General features: G+C 65.5%; 21 protein-coding genes. 13 read left to right on the plus strand and 8 right to left on the minus strand.

Features of this window, described 5'->3' with window-relative positions; genetic code table 11:
* Positions 1–8: 8 nt before the first annotated feature.
* Positions 9–998, minus strand: a complete 990-nt coding sequence (locus ACED67_RS10995) for a BMP family protein (protein WP_395541660.1) — start codon at positions 996–998, stop codon at positions 9–11.
* A 293-nt stretch (positions 999–1,291) separates the two neighbouring features.
* Between ACED67_RS10995 and ACED67_RS11000 the strand changes: the two genes are divergently transcribed.
* Complete coding sequence (locus ACED67_RS11000) at positions 1,292–2,581, plus strand: PQQ-dependent sugar dehydrogenase (RefSeq protein WP_395541661.1); 1,290 nt, start codon at positions 1,292–1,294, stop codon at positions 2,579–2,581.
* Positions 2,582–2,593: 12 nt separating this feature from the next.
* Here the strand turns inward: ACED67_RS11000 and ACED67_RS11005 are convergent, their stop codons facing one another.
* The 5 genes from ACED67_RS11005 to ACED67_RS11025 form a co-directional block, all read right to left on the minus strand.
* The gene (locus tag ACED67_RS11005; protein ID WP_395541662.1) at positions 2,594–3,772 is read right to left on the minus strand and encodes a nickel/cobalt efflux transporter; all 1,179 of its coding nucleotides are present in this window, start codon (positions 3,770–3,772) and stop codon (positions 2,594–2,596) included.
* Between the two features lie 78 nt (positions 3,773–3,850).
* Positions 3,851–4,120: a metal-sensing transcriptional repressor gene (locus ACED67_RS11010; RefSeq protein WP_395541663.1), complete on the minus strand. Its 270-nt coding sequence runs from the start codon at positions 4,118–4,120 to the stop codon at positions 3,851–3,853.
* Positions 4,121–4,199: 79 nt separating this feature from the next.
* Entirely contained in the window at positions 4,200–4,625 is a 426-nt protein-coding gene (locus tag ACED67_RS11015) for a GFA family protein (protein WP_395541664.1), read from the minus strand.
* Positions 4,626–4,686: 61 nt separating this feature from the next.
* A complete protein-coding gene (locus tag ACED67_RS11020; protein ID WP_395541665.1) occupies positions 4,687–5,304 on the minus strand; it encodes a glutathione S-transferase family protein in 618 nt (205 codons plus the stop codon).
* On the minus strand, positions 5,301–6,248 hold the full coding sequence (locus ACED67_RS11025; RefSeq protein WP_395541666.1) for a LysR family transcriptional regulator: 948 nt from the start codon (positions 6,246–6,248) through the stop codon (positions 5,301–5,303). Before ACED67_RS11025 ends, ACED67_RS11020 begins: the two co-directional genes overlap by 4 nt.
* A gap of 125 nt (positions 6,249–6,373) precedes the next feature.
* Here ACED67_RS11025 and ACED67_RS11030 point away from each other — a divergent pair, with 125 nt between their 5' ends.
* Positions 6,374–7,597: a urate hydroxylase PuuD gene (locus ACED67_RS11030; RefSeq protein WP_395541667.1), complete on the plus strand. Its 1,224-nt coding sequence runs from the start codon at positions 6,374–6,376 to the stop codon at positions 7,595–7,597.
* A 126-nt stretch (positions 7,598–7,723) separates the two neighbouring features.
* Positions 7,724–9,565, plus strand: a complete 1,842-nt coding sequence (gene ilvD / locus ACED67_RS11035; RefSeq protein WP_395541668.1) for a dihydroxy-acid dehydratase — start codon at positions 7,724–7,726, stop codon at positions 9,563–9,565.
* A 45-nt stretch (positions 9,566–9,610) separates the two neighbouring features.
* On the opposite strand, the gene ACED67_RS11040 is transcribed toward ilvD, so the two are convergent.
* A complete protein-coding gene (locus ACED67_RS11040) occupies positions 9,611–10,429 on the minus strand; it encodes a sulfotransferase family protein (RefSeq protein ID WP_395541669.1) in 819 nt (272 codons plus the stop codon).
* Positions 10,430–10,641: 212 nt separating this feature from the next.
* On the opposite strand from ACED67_RS11040, the gene ACED67_RS11045 reads away from it, so the two are divergent.
* Both ACED67_RS11045 and ACED67_RS11050 read left to right on the plus strand, forming a co-directional pair.
* Complete coding sequence (locus ACED67_RS11045) at positions 10,642–12,219, plus strand: DUF5928 domain-containing protein (RefSeq protein ID WP_395541670.1); 1,578 nt, start codon at positions 10,642–10,644, stop codon at positions 12,217–12,219.
* 18 nt (positions 12,220–12,237) lie between these two features.
* Positions 12,238–12,606 carry an HIT domain-containing protein gene (locus ACED67_RS11050; protein WP_395541873.1) on the plus strand — a complete coding sequence of 123 codons (369 nt, stop codon included), beginning with the start codon at positions 12,238–12,240 and terminating at the stop codon, positions 12,604–12,606.
* A 94-nt stretch (positions 12,607–12,700) separates the two neighbouring features.
* Here ACED67_RS11050 and ychF read toward each other — a convergent pair whose 3' ends face one another.
* A complete protein-coding gene (gene ychF / locus ACED67_RS11055; protein ID WP_395541671.1) occupies positions 12,701–13,798 on the minus strand; it encodes a redox-regulated ATPase YchF in 1,098 nt (365 codons plus the stop codon).
* A gap of 117 nt (positions 13,799–13,915) precedes the next feature.
* On the opposite strand from ychF, the gene ACED67_RS11060 reads away from it, so the two are divergent.
* The 8 genes from ACED67_RS11060 (at position 13,916) to ACED67_RS11095 (ending at position 20,007) form a co-directional block, all read left to right on the plus strand.
* Entirely contained in the window at positions 13,916–14,320 is a 405-nt protein-coding gene (locus ACED67_RS11060; RefSeq protein WP_395541672.1) for a VOC family protein, read from the plus strand.
* 45 nt (positions 14,321–14,365) lie between these two features.
* Entirely contained in the window at positions 14,366–14,719 is a 354-nt protein-coding gene (locus ACED67_RS11065) for a hypothetical protein (RefSeq protein WP_395541673.1), read from the plus strand.
* A 54-nt stretch (positions 14,720–14,773) separates the two neighbouring features.
* Positions 14,774–15,145: a GNAT family N-acetyltransferase gene (locus ACED67_RS11070; RefSeq protein ID WP_395541674.1), complete on the plus strand. Its 372-nt coding sequence runs from the start codon at positions 14,774–14,776 to the stop codon at positions 15,143–15,145.
* 153 nt (positions 15,146–15,298) lie between these two features.
* On the plus strand, positions 15,299–15,496 hold the full coding sequence (locus tag ACED67_RS11075) for a VOC family protein (RefSeq protein WP_395541675.1): 198 nt from the start codon (positions 15,299–15,301) through the stop codon (positions 15,494–15,496).
* Positions 15,493–15,927, plus strand: coding sequence for an SAM-dependent methyltransferase (locus tag ACED67_RS11080; RefSeq protein WP_395541676.1), 435 nt, complete (start codon positions 15,493–15,495; stop codon positions 15,925–15,927). The genes ACED67_RS11075 and ACED67_RS11080 overlap by 4 nt, the downstream gene beginning before the upstream one ends.
* 50 nt (positions 15,928–15,977) lie before the next feature.
* Positions 15,978–16,769 (plus strand): tryptophan synthase subunit alpha, encoded by a 792-nt coding sequence (trpA, locus tag ACED67_RS11085; RefSeq protein WP_395541677.1) that lies wholly within the window; start codon positions 15,978–15,980, stop codon positions 16,767–16,769.
* A gap of 253 nt (positions 16,770–17,022) precedes the next feature.
* Positions 17,023–17,931 carry a LysR family transcriptional regulator gene (locus ACED67_RS11090; RefSeq protein WP_395541678.1) on the plus strand — a complete coding sequence of 303 codons (909 nt, stop codon included), beginning with the start codon at positions 17,023–17,025 and terminating at the stop codon, positions 17,929–17,931.
* 57 nt (positions 17,932–17,988) lie between these two features.
* Positions 17,989–20,007, plus strand: coding sequence for a prolyl oligopeptidase family serine peptidase (locus ACED67_RS11095; RefSeq protein WP_395541679.1), 2,019 nt, complete (start codon positions 17,989–17,991; stop codon positions 20,005–20,007).
* Positions 20,008–20,088: the final 81 nt, after the last annotated feature.

The raw sequence follows: 20,088 nt of genomic DNA on the forward strand, positions 1-20,088 counted from the left end.
CTTGCGGCTTACTTCGGCTCGTCGAAGTTCTGCGGCACTTCGAACGCGCCGGACTTGATGTCGGCCCGCACCTTCTCCATCGCCGCCTCGGCCTCGTCCCCGGCCACGCCCTTCGTGTAGGCAATATCCGACCCGCCCTCTTTCATCAGCCCGAACGCGGTATAGTCCTTGCCGGTCGGTGTGCCCGCCGCAACATCGGCCAGGGCCGCATTCAGGATCGGGCGGAAGCCCCAGAGCGCATTGGCAAAGACCGTGTCGGGATACATCGGCGTATAATCGATCAGCGAGCCGACCGACTTGATGCCGCGTTCCTTGGCCGCATCCGCCGTGCCGATCCGTTCGCCGAACAGAATGTCGGCCCCGGCATCGATCATGGCCAGCCCCGCCTCGCGCGCCTTGGGCGGGTCGAAGAAGGTGCCGATCCAGCTGATCAGGTGCTTGGCATCGGGGTTCACCGCCTTCACGCCCTCGGCGAAGGCGTTGATCAAGAGGTTGATCTCGGGGATCGGCATGGCGCCGACCGAGCCCACGACATTCGACTTGGTCATCTTGCCCGCAAGCATCCCGGCGCAATAGGCGCCGTCATAGTTCCAGGTGCCGAAGGTGCCGAAATTCGACCCCGCCGGGCCGCCCGAAGACCCCATCACGAAAGAGGTGTCGGGATATTCGCCCGCCACTTCGCGGGCCTGGTTTTCGACCGGGAAGGTCTCGCCGATGATCAGCTTGGCGCCCTGCTCGGCATATTCCCTCATCGCGCGCGGATAATCCGGCCCCGCCACCCCTTCCGAGAAGGTGTATTCGATCACCCCTTCGGCCGCCGCATCCTGCAGGGCCTTGTGCAGCACCGAATTCCAGGCGTTCTCGACCGGCGAGCCATGGATGCCCGCCACCTTGACCGGCGTCTGCGCGGCCAGGGGCCGGGCCAGCATCGCCGAAGAGCCGAGGATCAGGCCGCTCTGCAGCAGAAGGCGGCGGTTCAGGCGGAAATTCTGTGACATGTGTCTCCCCGTTTCTGTTGGCGTTTATGGCTGTTTTCAGTCGTGGCGCGTGGTCCGGCCCTGTCAAGGATTCCTTGGCCCCGCAGGCCGATGGCCGGGTTTGCGGGCCGGACTGCCTGGCAATTGACCATCCGGTAAAATATACGTCAACTGGTGAGTGATCTTTGCACGCGCAGCATCGGTGGGCGGGCCGGGCGGCACAGCTCTCCCTTGCCGGACGCAGGCGGGCTGTGCTCAGCCGCAAAGAGCGGTTAGTCTGCGCAGGGAACGCAGCCAGGGGACAAGGACGGGACATGGATCTGATCGCTCGGGCAACCGCCCTTCTCGGAGGCACCATCGCGGCGATGCGGCGCCGGGCCTCGCCCAAAGAGCAGGCGGTCGGCACCACGCCCGCCATTCCGCAGGCGCGGGCGCAGGGCATCATGACGCTGAAGATGCCCGCCGCGAAGGGCTGGGTCGCGGGCCATCTGCCGACCTGCGCGCCTGGGCTCAAGGTCAATGCCTTCGCCACCGGGCTGGATCACCCGCGCTGGATCGAAGTTCTGCCGAATGGCGATGTGCTGGTGGCGGAATCCAAGGAAGAGCCCGCCCCGCCCAGGACCCTGATGGACCATGCCGCCCAGGCGACCATGCGCCGGGTCAAGGCCGTGGGCGACAGCGCCAACCGCGTCACCCTGTTCCGCGACGGCGATGGCGATGGCGTGGCCGAATTCCGCACCACCTTTGTGGCGAACCAGCGCCAGCCCTTCGGCATGGCGCTGGCAGGCGGGCGCTTCTATCTGGGCAATACCGACGGCATCAAGGTTTTCGATTACACCGCGGGCGCCACCGCGCTTCAGGGCGCGGGCGAAACGCTGGTGAGCTTCAAGCCGCATGGCCACTGGACCCGCAGCCTGATCGTCTCGCCCGATGGCAGCCGCATCATGGCGGGTGTCGGCTCGCTTTCCAATATCGGCGATCACGGCATGGAGGCCGAGGAAGGCCGCGCCGCGATCTGGGAGCTGGACATCGCCACCGGCAAGGCCCGCATCTTCGCCTCGGGCCTGCGCAACCCGGTCGGCATGGCCTGGGAGCCGGTGAAGGGCCAGCTCTGGACTGTGGTGAACGAACGCGACGGGCTGGGCGACGAGACCCCGCCCGACTACCTGACCTCGGTGCAGGAGGGCGGCTTTTACGGCTGGCCCTATTGCTACTGGGGCAAGACGGTCGACGACCGCGTGCCGCAGGATACGGCCCTGGTCGCCCGCGCGATCCAGCCCGATTACGCCCTGGGCGGCCACACCGCCTCGCTTGGGCTGTGCTGGATGCCCGAAGGCACCCTGCCCGGCTTCGGCAGCGGCATGGTGATCGGCCAGCACGGCTCGTGGAACCGCTCGATCCTGTCGGGCTACAAGCTGATCTTCGTGCCCTTCGCCAATGGCGCGCCGTCAGGCCCGCCGCGCGACATCCTGACCGGCTTCCTGTCGGCCGACGAGAAGCTGGCCTATGGCCGCCCGGTCGGCGTGGCAATTGGCCCCGACCGCAAGTCGCTGCTGATGGCCGATGACGTGGGCGACGTGATCTGGCGCGTCACCGGTGCCTGACCCTATACGAGGTCAGGCCAGCAGCGCCGCCGCCCCATGCGCGCCGACATAAAGCCCGACAAGAATGATCAGCGCGCCCGACAGATAGGGCGCACGGCCCGCCAGCGCCGCCAGGCGCGGCGACAGGCGCGAAGCCCGGCGCGCGCCGATGGCCACCGCCGCGCCGACCCCCACAAGGACCAGCGCGAGCCCGATCGAGAAACACAGTACCAGAACCGCGCCCAGCGGGATTTCCTTGAGTTGCAGGCAGATCAGCAGCACCGTGATCGCCGCCGGGCAAGGCAACAGCCCGCCGGTCAGACCGAAAAGCAGTATCTGCCCGTTGGTCACGGTCTGGCCCTTGAAGCGGCGCTGGATATCGGCGGAATGGGCGCGCTCATGCGCGTCCTGATAGCTCTCTTCGCCCAGATCCAGCCCCTGCTCCTCGGCCAGATCCGCCGCGCCGAAGGCAAGGTCATAGTGATGCGCATGGCCGCGATGCGACAGGGTCAGCCTGGCGGTGAAATCCTCCGGCAGATCGACCGGCGTGGCCGAGAGCAGAACGCCGTCCGCGACCCGGAAGGCATAGTGCCGCTCGGCCCCGCCCTGCGCCGGGTGCGCCGTTACCGTCACCTCTCCCGGCGCCCAGAATTGGCCGCTCAGCGCGGTGAACTGCCAGAACCGCTGGCCCTCGCGCGGCACCAGCGCCAGCGCGACATGACCATGGCCGGTGTCCAGCGTGCGGCTGTCCCCCGCTGCGGCGCCGCGGTCATGATCATGGGAATGGCCGTGGTCATGGTCGTGATGATGTCCATGGTCGTGGTCGTGGTGATGCCCGTGGTCGTGGGAATGTGCCCGTGCCGCGTGGCGGTCAGACCAGGTGCGCCAGATCATCCACAGCGCCAGAAGGATGATGATGGCACCGGACAAAAGCTGGAAATAGGGTTCCACCGCCTCGGCATCGAGGCCCTGATACAGCCACATCCCCCCCAGGGCGATGGCCCAGACCACCATCGTATGTGAAACGGTCGCCGCCAGACCCAGCAGCACCGCCTGTTTCACCGTGCCACGCACCGCCACGATGAAGGCCGCCATCAGCGTCTTGGAATGGCCCGGCTCCAGCCCGTGCAGCGCGCCCAGAAGGATTGCGCTGGGAATGAAGAACCAGGCGCGCCCGGCGCCCTGGGCAATAAGATCGGCGAAGGGGGTCATGGTCTCGGTCCTGAATCATCCTCCCCCCGGGGATAGACCCAAACCCGCCGCAGGATCAATCCCCCTAGGGGGGATAACCTAAAGAAGTTTCGCCAGCGCGCGGATGTCGTCCAGCGCGTGCGGACCCGCCCCGTCATCGGCCATGCCCAGGCAATGGTCCATATGGGCATGGATCATCTGCCGCTTGGCAGCAAGGATGCCACGCTCGACCGCCAGCAATTGCTGGGCCGTATCCAGGCAGGGGCGCCCCGCCTCGATCATCTGGATGACATGGCGCAGATGGCCCTCGGCGCGCTTCAGCCGCTTGATGATATCCGGGCCGACATCGTGGGAATGTTCATGTGACATGGTGCGATCATATCCCCGGATGGGGGATGCGGGCAAGCGTCCCCGATCGCTTCGACTCGTCGTGTGAATGCGCCCTGGCCTAGTCCAGCGCCTCGAACCGCAGCACACCTGCGATCCGCGACCTGCCGCCCGCATCCGATGGATGCGCCACCCCGTCCATCACCGGAACTTCGGCGAAATCGAACGGGCTGACGCCTTCGATACAGGCGACATTCACCCCGAATTCCTGCGGGTTCGACCGGCGCTGATGATGGGTGTAAATGCCGCAGGTCTTGCAGAACCAGTGTTTCGCCGTGCCCGTGTTGAACTGATACAGGGTCAGATTGTCCTGCCCGGCCAGGAATTCGATTCCTTCGATCCGGGCCGAAACGGCGATCGCACCCCGCATCCGGCAATAGGAACAGCTGCAGCGCCGGGCGCTGGCGAAGCCCTCGGTCAAGGTCACGCGCAACTGCACCGTGCCGCAATGGCAGGCAACCTGGTGGCTGGTCTCGATCCCGGTCATCAGTGCCGTTCCTTCTTCTGGCCTGGCCGGACCCTAGGCAGGACAGGCCAGTGCCGCAACCTCAGGTCAGAGGGGTCATCACGCCTTTCCGATAGGCCGGGCGTTCGGTCAGGCGGCGATACCAACCCTCCAGATGCGGCAGCGGGGGCCGCTCGATCTCCATGCCGAACCAGCCATAGGCGATGACGCCCAGAGGAATGTCGCCAAAGCCGAAATCGGCCCCTGACATCCAGTCCTGCCGCGAGAGAACCTCATCGGCCAGCGCCAGCACCTTGCCGCATTGCACCCGCCCGCGCTCCATCGCCGCTTCGTCGCGCTCGCCAGGCCCCAGCCGCACCTTGTTCCAGAACAGGTCGCGAAACGGCCCGGCAAAGGACAGCGAGGTCCAGTCCATCCATTTCTCCGCCGCCGCCCAGGCCTTGGCATCCGCAGGCGCAAAGGGCGCCGTGCCATAGGCCCGCGCCAAATAGCGCACGATCACATTCGATTCCCATAGGACCAGCCCGTCATCTTCCAGCACCGGCACCAGACCGTTCGGGTTCATCGCCCGGTATTCCGGCGTATTCACCACGCCGAACGCGCCCCCCGCCGGGACATGCTCATAGTCCAGCCCCAGCTCTTCGGCACACCACAGCGCCTTGCGCACATTGGCCGAATTCTCGCGCCCCCAGATCTTCATACCCTCTGCCCCTTGTCACTGTCGGTTGGGTCCTCCACCGCCCGGCGCATCTGTTCCTTGATGCGCTGGGCAATGAAATCGGTGAAAAGCCGCAATTTCGGGTCCTTCAGCCGCCGATGCTGCGACAGGCTCGACAATTGCACCGGCACCGGCGGCGTCGCGTCGCAGACCTGCACCAGCCGCCCGTCGCGTAAATACTCCGCCACTTCGAACAGGGGCTTCATCACGATGCCGCGCCCGTCCAGCGCCCAGCCGGTCAGCACATCGCCATCATCGCTTTCGAACGGACCCGAGACCTCGAAGCGGCGCGGCCCCTCGGCCGTCTGCAAGGTCCACTGAAATTCTTTCGCCCCCGGAAAGCGCAGGTTCAGGCAATCATGCCGATCCCCCACCAGCGCGACGCCATCTGCGGGCATCCCCCGCCGCGCGATATAGCCGGGCGCGGCGCACAGCACGCGCGGGCAATCGGCGATCAGCCGCACCTTCAGGCTGCTATCCTCCAGAATCCCCAGATGGAAGGCCACGTCGATGCCTTCGCTGACCACGTCGATCACCCGGTCCGACAGGCGCAGCCGCACGTCGATCTGCGGGTAAAGGTCCTTGAAGGCCGGCACTTGCGGCGCGATCAGCCGCCGGCCGATGCCCAGGGGCGCCGCCACAAGGATCGTGCCGCGCGGGTTCTGCGTGACATCCATCACCGCGGCCTCGGCCTCGTCGATCGCCTCCAGCACCCGGCGGGCGCCGTCATAGAAGATGCGGCCATTCTCGGTGGCCTGAAGGCTGCGCGTCGTGCGGTTGAACAGCCGCACGCCCAGATGCTTCTCCAGTTCCGAGATTCGCGCCGATGCCACCGCCGGAGAGGTCCGCTGGTCCCGCGCTGCCGAACTCATGCTGCCCAGTTCATAGACACGGACGAACATGCGGATATTGTTCACATAGCTCATCGGCCCATCCGGCGCTTATTTTGTGCGATTATTCAGCTCGGCTTGAAAGTGATCCGGCATTTGAAAGGATTATCAGGAAATCCGGCTTGGGTATAGCCTTTGGGCAACAAACAGGGGGCGCACGCATGTATGACTGGCTGGTTTTGGGCGAATGGATCGAGATCGCGGTCCGCTGGCTCCATGTCATCACCGCCATCGCCTGGATCGGCTCCAGCTTCTATTTCGTCGCGCTCGACCTTGGCCTGCGCAAGACACCGTCGCTGCCGCCCCTGGCCCATGGCGAGGAATGGCAGGTCCACGGCGGCGGCTTCTACCATATCCAGAAATACCTCGTGGCGCCCGAATTCCTGCCCGAGCATCTGGTCTGGTTCAAATGGGAAAGCTACGCGACCTGGCTTTCTGGCTTTGCCATGCTGGTCCTGGTCTATTACCTCGGCGCCGACCTGTTCCTGATCGACCCCACGGTCATGGAACTGGCGCATTGGCAGGCCATCGGCATCTCGCTCGCCTCGCTGGCCTTCGGCTGGCTGGTCTACAACCAGATCTGCAAGACCTTCGTCTCCGCCAACCAGACCTTGGTCATGGTCGCGCTTTTCATCGTTCTGGTCGGCATGGCCTGGTTCTACACCTCGGTCTTCTCGGGCCGCGCCGCCCTGCTGCATCTCGGCGCCTTCACCGCCACGATCATGTCGGCCAATGTCTTCATGATCATCATGCCGAACCAAAGGAAGGTGGTGGCCGATCTCAAGGCCGGCCGCGTGCCCGATCCGAAATACGGCAAGATCGCCAAGCAGCGCTCCACCCACAACAATTATCTGACGCTGCCCGTCCTGTTCCTGATGCTGTCGAACCACTACCCGCTCGTGTTCGCCACGCAATACAACTGGATCATCGCCAGCCTCGTCTTCCTGATGGGCGTCACCATCCGTCACTGGTTCAACACCCGCCACGCGGGCAAAGGGAACCCGCACTGGACCTGGCTGGTGACCGTGATCCTGTTCCTGATCGTCGCCTGGCTCTCCACCGCGCCCCTGCGCACGCCGCCCGCCGAGGCCGCGCTCTCGCCGCAGGCCAGCCGCTTCGCCCAGGCCCAGGGCTTCGAGGATGTGGTCTCCATCGTTCAGGGCCGCTGCTCGATGTGCCACGCGGCCGAGCCGGTCTGGGACGGCCTGCACTGGGCGCCCAAGAACGTGGTTCTGGAAACCGAGGCTCAGATCGCGCATGAGGCGCCGCGCATCGCGCTTCAGGCGGGCTATTCCCATGCGATGCCGCCCGGAAACCTGTCTTATATGGAACCCGAGGAACGCGCCGCCATCGTCGCCTGGGTCCGCGCGGCGGGCGGAATCTAGCCTCGAATTCTCGACGAAATTCGCGCCCGCCCGGCGCCCGCCTTTGCAGCTGCAGAAATCTTCCGGCATTGAACCTGCCCGCAACAGGCGCTAACCCCGTAGGCGACGTGCTATCGGAGGTTCGCCATGCCCGCCTATCGTTCCCGCACCACCACCCATGGCCGCAACATGGCCGGGGCCCGCGGCCTCTGGCGCGCCACCGGCATGAAGGATGGCGATTTCGGCAAGCCGATCATCGCCATCGTGAACAGCTTCACCCAATTCGTGCCCGGCCATGTCCATCTGAAAGACCTGGGCCAGCTTGTGGCGCGCGAGGTCGAGGCGGAAGGCGGCATCGCCAAGGAATTCAACACCATCGCGGTCGATGACGGCATCGCCATGGGCCATGACGGGATGCTCTATTCGCTGCCCTCGCGCGAGATCATCGCCGACTCGGTCGAATACATGGTCAACGCCCATTGCGCCGACGCCATGGTCTGCATCTCGAACTGCGACAAGATCACCCCCGGCATGCTGATGGCCGCGATGCGGCTGAACATCCCCGCCGTCTTCGTCTCGGGCGGGCCGATGGAGGCTGGCAAGGCGGTGATCAAGGGCAAGGAGATCGCGCTCGATCTGGTTGATGCCATGGTCGTCGCCGCCGATGACAAATACTCCGACGAGGAAGTCGAGGCGATCGAGAAGGCCTCCTGCCCGACCTGCGGCTCCTGCTCGGGCATGTTCACCGCCAATTCGATGAACTGCCTGACCGAGGCGCTGGGCCTGTCGCTGCCCGGCAATGGCTCGACCCTCGCCACCCATTCGGACCGCAAGCGGCTGTTCGTGGAAGCGGGTCACCTGATCGTCGACATCACCCGGCGGCATTACGAGCAGGACGATGCCAGCGTGCTGCCGCGCAACGTGGCGAACAAGAAGGCCTTCGAAAATGCCATGGCGCTGGACATCGCCATGGGCGGATCGACCAACACCATCCTGCATATCCTGGCCGCCGCGCATGAAGGCGGCATCGACTTCGACCAGGATGACATCGACCAGCTTTCCCGTCGCGTGCCCTGCCTGTGCAAGGTCGCGCCGGCCAAGCAGGACGTGCATATGGAGGATGTCCACCGCGCCGGCGGCATCATGGCGATCCTTGGCCAGCTGGACAATGCGGGCCTGCTGAACCGCGATTGCGTCACCGTGCATTCGCCGACGATGGGCGCGGCGCTCGACCATTGGGACATTTCCCGCACCAACCACGACAGCGTCCGCGATTTCTTCAAGGCCGCGCCCGGCAATGTCCGCTCGGCCACCGCCTTCAGCCAGTCGAAACGCTATGCCGAGCTGGATCTCGACCGCGAAAAGGGCGTGATCCGTGACGCCACGCATGCCTTCACCAAGGAAGGCGGGCTCGCTGTGCTGAAGGGCAATATCGCGCTGGACGGCTGCATCGTGAAAACCGCCGGGGTCGATGAATCGATCTTCGTCTTCTCCGGCCCGGCGCGTGTGTTCGAATCGCAGGATGCCGCCGTCTCGGCGATCCTGACCAACAAGATCAAGGAAGGCGACGTGGTCGTCATCCGCTATGAAGGGCCGAAGGGCGGGCCGGGCATGCAGGAAATGCTCTACCCGACCAGCTACCTGAAGTCGAAGGGCCTGGGCAAAGCCTGCGCCCTGCTGACCGATGGCCGCTTCTCGGGCGGCACCTCGGGCCTGTCGATCGGCCATGTCAGCCCCGAAGCGGCAGCGGGCGGCACGATCGGCCTTGTCCGCGAAGGCGACATGATCGACATCGACATCCCCAAGCGCACCATCAGCCTGCGCGTCTCCGAGGCCGATCTTGCCGCCCGCCGGGCCGAGCAGGACAAGAAGGGCTGGAAACCCGAAGCCAAGCGGACCCGCCGCGTCACCGCCGCGCTCAAGGCCTATGCGCTTCTGGCGACCAGCGCCGACAAGGGCGCGGTGCGGCAGCTGCCCGACGAGGCCTAAAACACCCGGGCGGGGCGCCGATTCTTCACCGAGACGTCGCCCCGCTCAATCGCCCAGCTTGGCATGGACCTCGTCCAGGTCGACCTCGCCCTTGGGCATCTTGTTGGCCGGATTGTCGAAATCGTATTTGAACAGCTGGAAATCGCGCTTGTAGATTTCCCAGACCAGATGCTTCGACAGATCGTCAAAGTAATCCTCGACCGGATGCAGCCGCTTCGGCCCATGCCCCTCGCTTTCGTTGAAGCGCGGGATCTTCTTCAGGTCGACCTTGTGCTTGACCTTGATCCGGTCCAGCACCTTCTGCATCCCCGGATTGAAATCCTCGGTGAAGAAGATCTGGTCATAGCGCCCGCCATTCACGATGAAGGTCGCGATATGGCCCGACATGGCCGACCAATGGATATCCGGCTCCATCGGCTTCTTGAAGCGGATGGTGTCGCGCGCGAACAGCAGGAAGCGGCGGAAGCTCTTGATCTGGTCGAACTCGCCCGTGCCCTCGGGCCCGCCGACCTCGATCCCGTATTTCTGCACCAGCATCGGCACCAGATTGCCGCGATAGCGCTTGCCGTTGCGCTGGATGCCGCAGATCTTGTCGAAGAAGCTCGACAGGATGCGGGTATAGGGGTTGCGCACGCAGGTGAAGGCATAGCTTTTATGCGCCTTGACGTTCTTCTCGATCAGCGGCTGGCTTTGCTCCTGCGCCCATTTGTGCAGGCCGGTCGTGGAGTCATGGATGTCGCCGTCGAAGAAGCGGCCATGATCCGAGTAATACATGATCTGGCCGATGGTCGAGCAGGCGCATTTCGGCACCACGCGATAGACCACGCTTTCGCTTTCCGTCATCCATGTGCCGGGAAACCCCATCGCATGTCACCTCTGCCTCGACCGGATCGCTTCTAAGGCGGAACTTGTTCCGCCACGGACCCCTTTGGCGCGAAAAGAGCAAAGAACCTCTGTCCTTTCAAGGAAGCATAAGTCAATTTGCGGAAACAATGCGCGCGCGACACCCAAGCGCCACGACAGGACGGCCCGGACGTGAAGATCAGCAGGACTTTCCCAGCATGATGGCGGCCTGAATGGCGACGATCGCCTATATCCTGCTCTGTCACAAGGACCCCGACGGGATCATCGCCCAGGCCCAGCGCCTGACGGCGGCGGGCGATTGCATCGCCATCCATTTCGACGCCCGCGCCCGGCGCGAGGACTATGACCGCATCCGCGCGGTGCTGGCCGACAATCCGGGCGTGGTCTTCGCCCGCCGCCGCGTCAAATGCGGCTGGGGGGAATGGAGCCTGGTCGATGCCAGCCTCCAGGCCATCCGCGCCGCGGTCGCCGCCTTCCCCCGCGCCACGCATTTCTACATGCTCTCGGGCGATTGCATGCCGATCAAATCGGCCGAATATGCCCGCGCCTTCCTGGAACGCGAGGATGTCGATTACATCGAAAGCTTCGATTTCCACAATTCCGACTGGATCAAGACCGGCATCAAGGAAGAGCGGCTGATCTATCGCCACTGGTTCAACGAACGCACCCAGAAAGCCTGGTTCTACCGCTCGCTGGCCTGGCAGAAACGCCTGGGCCTGGAACGCAAGATCCCCGCCGATCTTGTCATGCAGATCGGCAGCCAATGGTGGTGCCTGCGCCGCCGTACCGTCGAATGGGTGCTCGACTTCATCGCCAAGCGCCGCGATGTGATGCGCTTCTTCCGCACCAGCTGGATCCCGGACGAGACCTTCTTCCAGACCCTTGTCCGCCATCTCGTGCCGGAACAGGAAATCCGCACCCGTCCGCTGACCTTCCTGATGTTCACCGATTACGGGATGCCGCTGACCTTCTACAACGACCATTACGACCTTCTGCTGTCGCAAGACTATCTCTTCGCCCGCAAGATCAGCCCCGATGCGCAAGAGCTGAAACAGCGGCTTGGCGAGCTTTACGCCGCCCGTGGCAAGCGGTTCGCGATCTCGAACGAAGGCCGCAGCCTGTTCAAGTTTCTCACCGGGCGCGGCCGCATCGGCCGCCGCTTCGCGCCGCGCTTCTGGGAAACCGAAACCTCGCTGGGCCGCGAACGCACGCTGATGATGGTCACCTGCAAGAAATGGCATGTCGCCAAGCGCCTGGTCGACCGCGTCCGCCAGGTCACCAACCTGCCCGCCATCGACTATCTCTTCAACGAGGGCGCCACCCCCCTGCCCGATCTGGGCGGCATCCAGACGACGCTGGAAAAACGCACCCGCCACCGCCGTGCGCTGGTGCGGATGCTCTATGATTACTGGCAGACCGACCGGCTGGTCTTCTGCATCGACCCGGCCTCGGTCGAGCTGATGCAGGATTTCTACAATGACAAGGCCCGGGTCCGGCTTCTGGAAATCGAATGCGATTTCACCGACGACTATCTGATCGGCCATGCCCGACGCGTCGGGCTGGCGGGCGATCATACGCCGCAAGAGACGATCGACAGGCTTCTGCCCACCATCCGCTACGATGTGCGTTTTGAATCAGACCGCATCCGCGAGCAGAATTTTCCCGGCTTCCAGCGCATCCGCCAATCCGCCACCTTGGATGAAAACACCGTGCCGCTGGCCGAGTTTCTTGATATCCCGGTCGAGAAAGCCCGCCAGATCGTGGCGACCGAATACCTTTTCGTGGATTGAGAAGACATGCCCTCCCAAATCAGCTGGACCTATGACCCGCAGAATATCTTCGCCCGCATCCTGCGCGGCGAGATCCCCAACAAGACCGTGGCCGAAACGGCGCATACCCTGGTCTTCCATGACATCCGCCCCCATGCGCCGGTGCATGTTCTGGCGATCCCCAAGGGGCCTTACGTCAATCTCGACCATTTCGCCGCCGAGGCTTCGGCCGAAGAGATCGTGGATTTCCACCGCACCGTCGCCACTGTGATCGCCGGTCTGGGCCTGGCCGAAGCCGGTTATCGCGGCATCACCAATGCGGGCGCGCATGGCATGCAGGAAGTGCCGCATTACCACCTGCATATCCTGGGCGGGCGCGTTCTGGGCCGCCTGGTCGATCCGGCCTGATCAGACGACAAGGATTAACGAAATCTGAATCCGAGAAGGCCAAGCAATTGAAATTGCTTGGCCCTATCCATGTCCCTGCGTGGGACAGCGCCCCTCAGGCGTTGAACAGGAAGTGCAGGACGTCGCCGTCCTTGACCTCATAGGTCTTGCCCTCGACGCGGAACTTGCCCGCCTCCTTGGCCCCGGCCTCGCCCTTGCCGGCGACGTAATCGTCATAGGCCATGGTCTCGGCCCGGATGAAGCCCTTCTCGAAATCGCCATGGATCACGCCCGCCGCCTGCGGCGCCAGCGTGCCCTTGGTGATCGTCCAGGCCCGCGCTTCCTTCGGGCCGACGGTGAAATAGGTCTGCAGGCCCAGCAGCGCGTAACCCGCCCGGATCAGCCGGTCGAGCCCCGCCTCATGCAGCCCCATCTCCTCCAGGAAGACCGCCGCATCCTCGGGGGGAAGCTGCGCCAGCTCCTCCTCGATCCGGCCCGAGATCACCACCGATCCCGCGCCCTGCCGCGCCGCCATCTCGGCCACCCGGGCCGATTGGCCGTTGCCATTGGCCGCCGAAGCCTCTTCGACATTGCAGACATAAAGCACCGGCTTGGCGGTCAGAAGCTGCAGCAGGCGCCAGTTGCGCAGGTCATCCTCCGAGACCTTCACCGTCCGCGCGGGCTGGCCTGCCGCCAGCGCCTTTTCGGCCAGGGTCAGCAGGCGGTCCTGCTCGACCGCTTCCTTGTCGCCGCCCTTGATCTTGCGGGCAAGGTTCGCACGCCGCCGCTCGATGCTCTCAAGATCGGCCAGCATCAGCTCGGTCTCGATGGTCTCTGCATCGGCCACCGGGTCGATCCGGCCTTCGACATGGGTGATGTCGCCATCTTCAAAGCAGCGCAGCACATGGGCGATGGCATCGCATTCGCGGATATTGGCCAGGAACTGGTTGCCCAGCCCCTCGCCCTTCGACGCGCCCCGCACCAGACCGGCGATGTCGACAAAGGTCATCCGCGTCGGGATGATCTGCTTCGACCCGGCGATCCCGGCCAGAATATCCAGCCGCGCATCCGGCACCGCCACTTCGCCGACATTCGGCTCGATGGTGCAGAAGGGAAAATTCGCCGCCTGCGCCGCCGCCGTGCGGGTCAGCGCGTTGAAGAGGGTGGACTTGCCCACATTCGGCAGCCCGACAATGCCCATCTTGAAACCCATGGCGCCCAACTCCGTTATCGTTCCGGGCCGCTTCTAGTGGGCGCGCCCCGGCTTATCAAGTTGCCCCCGCACGCATCGCTTCGTGCTATGCTGTCCCAATGCCTGAAGGAGGCCGCCATGCCCATTCCCTACCTCCATTTCCAGGGCCACTGCGCGGAAGCGCTGGTCTTTTACGCCGATATCTTCGGCGCGTCCGACCTGCAAATGATGCGCTACTCCGATGCCCCCGACATGGACGACACGCTGCGCGACCCGACCCGCGTGATCCACGGCCAGCTGACCCTGCCGGACGGCCTGCTGATGGCCTCGGACTATCCCCCCGGCATGACCGGCGACCCGCAATCGGCGGTATCTCTGATGCATGTGGCCGGGACCGTGGCAGAGGGACAGCGTCTCTTCGGCGCTCTGTCGGCGGGCGGACAGGTGATACAGGACTTCGGCTCGACCTTCTTTTCCCGCGGTTTCGGGATGCTGAAGGACCGATATGGCACGCATTGGATGATCTCGGTGACGCCGGAATAGGATTCGGTCATGGCATCTGGGCGCCCGGCCTGCTAGGCCGGACCCATGACAAACAGAACGATTGATCTCGCTGGCCGGTCCTTCCGGCTGGAACTGACGACGGGATCACAAGAGCGGCTGGATTCACTTGCCGCCGAAGTGACCGCGCTTTTCCTGAAACGCGAGACCGAATTCGGCGTCAATCCGGCAGTTCGGATCGTCTATCCCGAGACAGGCCCCGACGACGCCTTCCGAGCGGACCCGGCGGGGCTGATCGGAAGGCTGTCATCCAGCGAGGGACCGACCGTCTCGCGCGTGGTCGTGCTGACCACCTGGGGCGACGAGGTGCATGACCCGCTGGTCGCAGCGGGGTTTTCCGCACACAGGATCGACATGCCTGCGGGACCAGCAAACACCTAGGCCTTCATCCGCGGCGCAGAAGACACCGAGGCCCCGACCCTCTATCTGGAAGCCGTGAACGAGGCGGATGAGAAAATCCGCCCGACCTTCGTGCTTCGGTGGCTGACGGAAGACGGGGCCTTGGCCGGTGGGGCCTGTGGCTCGATCTTCCTGCATGAGGGGCGGCTTTATGCCTATCTGGCGATGATGGCCGTTGCCCCCGGCCTGCCGCCCGGCACGGGGTCGAGGCTGGCCGAGGCGCTGGCAGACGCCCTGCGAGGCCAGTCTGTGACCACCCTCCATCTCGGCACCCAGACCGCAGGCCCCTTTTATGAAGCGAACGGGTTCCGCGTGACATTGCGGCTGGTCCCCCGGCTGCGCTGGCGCCAGACCCCGGATGGCGGAAAGGTCTGGCATGACCTCGTCATGATGGCCCGCGATCTCTGAGGTCGTCGCATCGAGCCGCCGCCTTGATCCATTGATTTTCCCCGCCCGGTTGTGCAAGGCTGGTCCGGGTTTCTTGGAGATTTCCATGACCAGGATCGACGACAGCTTAGCGCGGCTAAAGTCCGACGGAAAAAGGCCTTTGTCTCCTGCATCATGGGCGGCGATCCGCAGCAGGCGGTCTCGACTGGCCACAGCGCCGATGCCGCCCGCACCACTTTCGGCAGGCTGGCCCGGGGCGGCGCGGTGATCATGGATTTCGCCCCGCCCTTCTGGTCCGACGGTTTTGGAATGCTCAAGGACCGCCGCGGAACCCATTGGATGGTCTCGGCCCCCGGGCGGCAGCCGGGATGACCGGCCCTTCGGCCCGCATCGCAGCAGCCGTCGCCGCGCTGCCGCTGCGCCCCGGCCTGCGCGTCCTGGAACTGGGCTGCGGCCCCGGCGCGGCGCTGCGCGAAGTGGCGCGGATCGTCGGTCCCTCGGGTCATGTCCTTGGTGTCGACCGTTCGGCCAAGGCCATCGCCCAGGCCCGCACCGGCTGTTGCGAAGGGATCGCGGCGGGCCTGATCGCCCTGCGCCACAGCGCGGCCGAGGATCTGGTGCTCTTGCCCGGCGAGCCGCCCTATGATCTTGCCTTCGCGCTGCGCGTCGGCGCCTTCGACGGGCGCCATCCCCAGGCGGGCGCCCGCGCCCTTGCCCGGCTGCGCCTGATGCTTGCCCCCGGCGCGCGGTTTTTCATCGACACCGGCGCGCCGCTGACCGAGCTTGCCCTGTCTCCCCATTGATTTTCCCCGCCCGCTTGTGCAAACCCGGTCGGGGTTTCTAGGGGATTTCTATGACCAGGATCGACGACACCTTCGCGCGGCTCAAGGCCGAGGGCAAAAAGGCCTTCGTCTCCTATATCATGGGCGGCGACCCCGATGCGGAAACCTCGCTTGCGGTGATGCAGGGCCTGCCCGCCGCCGGGGTCGACATCATCGAACTGGGGATGCCCTTCACCGATCCCATGGCCGATGGCCCGACCATCCAGCTTGCCGGTCAGCGCGCGCTGGAAGGCGGCATGACCATGGACAAGCTTCTGGCCATGGTGCGCGCCTTCCGAAGCGCCGACCAGAAGACCCCCATCGTTCTGATGGGGTACTACAATCCGATCTATTCCCGCGGCGTCGACCGCTTTTTGGCCGATGCGAAATCTGCCGGGATCGACGGGCTGATCGTCGTCGACCTGCCGCCCGAGGAAGATGCCGAATTGTGCATCCCCGCCCAGAAGGCGGGCCTGAACTTCATCCGCCTCGCCACCCCCACCACGGATGACAAGCGCCTGCCCAAGGTGCTGCAAAACACCTCCGGCTTCGTCTATTACGTCTCGATCACCGGCATCACCGGCGCGGCGGCGGCTCAGGCCACCGATGTCGGCCCCGAGGTTGCCCGCATCAAACGCTCGACCGACCTGCCCGTGATCGTGGGCTTCGGCATCACCACGCCCGAAGCCGCCCGCACCATCGCCAGCGTCGCTGATGGCGCCGTGGTCGGTTCGGCCATTGTCAAGGATATCGGCGAGGGCACGCCCGTGGCGCAGGTGCTGGAGCGGGTGGCGGCCCTGGCGGCTGGCGCGCATTCGGCCTGACGGTCAGATCAGAAGATCCTGCGGCAAACCCCCACGCGGGCCGGTTCCCCGGCCCGCGCGGCCTGATCAGCCGTGGTAGAAATACAGCACACCCACGATCCCGGCCTGAACGGCAGCAATCAACAAAACCACACGATTGGTCGTCATGCGCGGAAGTCCTTTCAGGCGAAACTCGCTATGAAGCACAGCCTTTGCCCTGCCAGACCCTGAATACAGCTTCCAATTCATTCCGTTCTGCCACACCATTCATAAAATGAATGACCCGCGCCCGGACCTCAACCTCCTCACCGTCTTCGAAGCCATCCTCCATGGCGGATCGGTCACCCAGGCCGCGCGCGCGCTGAACCTCAGCCAGCCGGCCGTCAGCCATGCGCTGGGCCGCCTGCGCGACCTCACCGGCGACCCGCTGTTCCGCCGCCGAGGCAACAAGCTCATCCCCACTCCGCGGGCCGAATCCATGGCCCCGCAGGTCGCCGAAGCGCTTGCCGCCGCCCGCGCCGCCCTGCGCCCGACCGGCTTCGACCCCGCCGCCGACCGAGGAGAAGTGGTGCTGGGCGCTTCGGATTATGCGCTCCTCGCCGCCCTGCCCCATGTGATCTCGCTCTTGCAGACGCGCGCGCCGCAAATGCGCCTGCGCACCCGGCCGATCACCGAAGACACGCCCCGCGCGCTGGAAAGCGGCGCGCTTCTCTTCAGCTTCTGGGCCAATGCCGCGCCGCAGGGCGATTTCGACCTGACGCTGCTGTACCGCGAAACCCTGATCGGCCTGGCCCTTCCCGACCACCCGCTGCTGCAAGGCGCCATCACGCTTGAACGCTGGGCCGCAAGCCCGCAGATCACCATCTCGCTGGGCGACCCTTCGGTGAATCCGGTCGACGCCCAACTCGCCGCCGCCGGGCTGCAACGCCAGGTCGCCATGGTCACCCACAGTTTCGCGGGCGCGCTTGCGGCCCTCCGCCAGGCTGGCCTGCTCCTTGCCGTGCCGCGCCGCCTCGCTGCCACGCCCCAGGCGGCGGGCCTGCGGACCTTCGAGCTTCCCCTGCCTCTGTCTACCTTCACCTACGGCCTCCTCTCGCATCGCCGCGCACGCGACAATGAACGTCTGCGCTGGCTCGCGGAGCTTGTGGCCGAGGCCGTCGCCCGGGCGCCCACCCTGCCCTGACCGCTTGCATCCCCCGGCCCCGCCTGCGCTAACTGGCCGCGCATGAAAGGCCCGCAGATGACCCATTCCCCCTCCGCCGATTTCCCCTTTGCCGAGCTGGAAACCGATCCCGCCGCCATCGCATCCTTCGTCGCCGCGCAGAATGCCGCCACCGACGCCGCCCTCTCCGGCCCTGCCCGCACCGCAGACGAAGCCCTGGTGCGCGAGATCCTGGAAGCCCCCGACAGCCTGCGCGGCCTGTCGCGCCGGGCGGGCCATGTCTACACCTTCCGGCAGACACCGCAGAACCCGCGCGGCCTCTGGCTGCGTCTGCCGCAGGATCAGGTCCCGCGCCCCGACGCACCCTGGGACGTGGTCTTTGATGTCGATGCCCATTGCGCCCAGACCGGAGAGATCTGGGTCTGGCGCGGGGCGGTGACCTCGGCCTTCGATCCCGCCCGCGTCCTGATCCGTCTCTCGCTGGAAGGCTCCGACCTGACGCGCTATCGCGAATTCGATCTTGTCTCCAAATCCTTCGTCGAAACCGGCTTCGACGTCGGACCGGAACGTGGCGGCCTTGCCTGGGCAGGCCGCGATACGGTGCTCTGGTCCTCGGCCCGCGACGGCGATGCCACGCAATCCGGCTGGCCCGGCACGATCCGCCGCCTGTCGCGCGGCCAATCCCCCGAATCCGCGCCCGAAGACCACCGCACCGACCCTGGCAATCTTCTGGTCCAGGCCTGGACGACCAGGGCCGGCGGGGCAGACTGGATCGAGGCGCGCATCACCATGCGCGCGATCGGCAAGGCCGCGATCACCCTGATGCGGCCGGGCAAGCCCCCGCTTCCGCTCGATGCTCCCTCGGACTGCACCCCCAGCTTCTGCCACAGCCATCTGGCCTATGTGGCGCAGGAAGAAGGCCCGCATCCCGCCGGAACCCTCGTCCTCGCGCCGCTGGAAGGCGGCCCGCAGCGCATCCTCTTCCGCCCCGAACCCGGCGCGGCGGTGGGCGATGTGGGCTTCGCGACCGGCCACCTTCTGTGGATCGAGACGCGCTGGCTGGAACCCCGGCTCATGGCGCTGGACCTGTCGCGCCCCGATGCCGCCCCGCAGGAAATCGCCCCTCCCGTTCCGGGCCAGACCCTGTCCTTCGGCTTCTTCGATGCCGAACCGGATGCGGGCGACGGCACGCTCGCCCTGCAGATCTCGGGCTTCCTGACCCCGCCGCAGACCTGGCTTTTCGATCTGTCAAAGGGCGTCGCGGCCATCGCCTTCCGCCCGCTCTATGCCCAGCCCGCGCGGTTCGACGCGACGGGGGCCGAGGTTCATCTCTGGAAAGCCATTTCAGACGACGGTAAGGAAGTGCCCTATCACATCGTCCTGCCGCGCGGCCATACAGGCCGCGGCGACCTGCCCGTGCTGCAATATGGCTATGGCGGCTTCGGCGTCAGCCTTGGCCCCTGGTATGATCCCGTCACCGGCAAGCTATGGATCGAAGGCGGCGGCGCCTATGTCATGGCCTATATCCGTGGCGGGGCCGAACTTGGCCCCGACTGGCACTTGCAGGCCAAGGGCGCCGGTCGGCACAGGGCATTCGAGGATTTCGCCGCCGTGGCCGCCGACCTGGTCAGGCGCGGCATCACCACGCCGGATCGCATCGCCTGCCATGGCGGCTCGAATGGCGGGCTTCTTTGCGGCGTGATGTTGACCCGCTACCCCGAGCGGTTTGGCGCTGTCTGGGCCTCGGTCGGCGTGATGGACATGTTGCGCTTTGCCGATTTTCCCGCTGGGCGCGGCTGGATCGACGAATATGGCGACCCCGCCCGGGCCGAGGATCGCGCCTGGCTGCATGCCTATTCGCCGGTTCACAACGTGCCCGCCCGCACGCTTCCCGCCGCGCTGATCGACACCTCGCATCGCGACGACCGGGTCGACCCGTCGCATTCCCGCCGCTTCGCCGCGGTCCTCAACGCCGCCGGACACCGGCCCTTCTACTACGAACATCAGGGCGGCCATGGTGGCGGCGGCGGCAGCCATGAAAAGGCCGCCGAACAGGCGCTCGGCTTCGCCTTCCTGCGCCACGCGCTGCGCCGGTAGGTCGGGGTTCGCCCCGGCTTCCCCCGTCGCGCAGGCGCAGCCAAAATGGAAGACGTTGGGAAGACGTTCGCAAGACCTTCG

The sequence above is a fragment of the Neotabrizicola paludis genome (assembly GCF_044142105.1).
Classification (GTDB): domain Bacteria; phylum Pseudomonadota; class Alphaproteobacteria; order Rhodobacterales; family Rhodobacteraceae; genus Pseudogemmobacter.